Origin of the sequence: Pseudoalteromonas sp. NBT06-2, from assembly GCF_002276045.1 — a bacterium.
Taxonomy (GTDB): domain Bacteria; phylum Pseudomonadota; class Gammaproteobacteria; order Enterobacterales; family Alteromonadaceae; genus Pseudoalteromonas.
Genome location: NZ_NQMR01000374.1, coordinates 1 through 1,090 on the forward strand (window position 1 = coordinate 1; position 1,090 = coordinate 1,090).

General features: G+C 35.7%; 1 protein-coding gene. It reads left to right on the forward strand.

Annotated features, from left to right (window positions below):
* Positions 1-157 precede the first annotated feature (157 nt).
* Positions 158-745, forward strand: coding sequence for a rhombosortase (rrtA, locus tag CJF42_RS26135; protein ID WP_095369391.1), 588 nt, complete (start codon positions 158-160; stop codon positions 743-745).
* The last annotated feature ends 345 nt before the right edge of the window (positions 746-1,090 follow it).

Genomic DNA, 1,090 nt, shown 5'->3' on the forward strand with positions numbered 1-1,090 from the left:
GAATCGGTTGATTGATAAAGTCAAGCTATCTCGCCGCAAGCTCACAACTAATTAATTTTACTTTTTTATTAACTCTATCTTTGCATTTTAATGTTAAAGAGTCAGAATATGCAAAACTTTAAATAACTTTTATTTTTTCATACTTTTTAGGATTTTAATGCTAGATTTACCTTTAAATAAAAAATACATTTTACCGCCGTTTTTTCTGATTCTGATTAGCTTTTCTTTTGCATCTCTTTCATTAAATCCGTTACTCGAATTTGACCGTTCACTGATACAAGAGGGCCAAATTTGGCGAATTTTAACAGGTCAATTTGTGCATTCTAATTGGTATCATCTGTTATTAAATTGTGGAGGAATTATATTGATTTGGGCATTACACGCAGAGCATACGTCACCGAAAAGGTATACATTTAACATCCTATTTTTAGCACTATTTTGTGGCTTAGGTTTATACAAATTTTATCCTCAAACCCATATTTATACGGGTTTAAGTGGTTTATTACATGGTGTGATCATTTTTGGTGCAATTAAAGATGTCAACGCAGGAATGAAAACAGGGTATTTATTATTTATTGGTGTTTGGTGCAAAGTTTTATGGGAGCAATACTCAGGGCCAAATGTGGATGTGGGTGCACTAATAAATGCAAGAGTAGCAATCGAGGCACATTTAATAGGTGCTATTGGTGGTAGCCTGTTTTTAATTGAAAAACTACTTTGTAAATTAAAATCATCATTAATTTAAGCTAAATATCGAGTAGGGTGATGCTCATGCCTCATCCCTCTCACAGAACCGCACGTACGGACCTCGTATACGGCTCCTGCATACTTCACATCACCATCGTTAGTGACACAATGCTAATTTGTAATCTAGTATAGTGCGCCTTATAGCCACCGCTCATTTTCCAAACATTGTGGTAACTTTCATCTTAGGGTTTGGCGTTCTAGCACAAAGGCAATCTACCAAACTTGACTACAATTACTTCCCATATACGACCAGTCTCATTGGACATCACTATTCCTAGCGCACCAATTTTGCTTGTCCCGCTAATCAGGCGGCTTGTGTATCAATGATAAAAACTAACAACTC

Bases quoted from the DNA above. Each gene is read 5' to 3' on its own strand.
- rrtA (WP_095369391.1), top strand. From the start codon at position 158: ATGCTAGATTTACCTTTAAATAAAAAATACATTTTACCGCCGTTTTTT.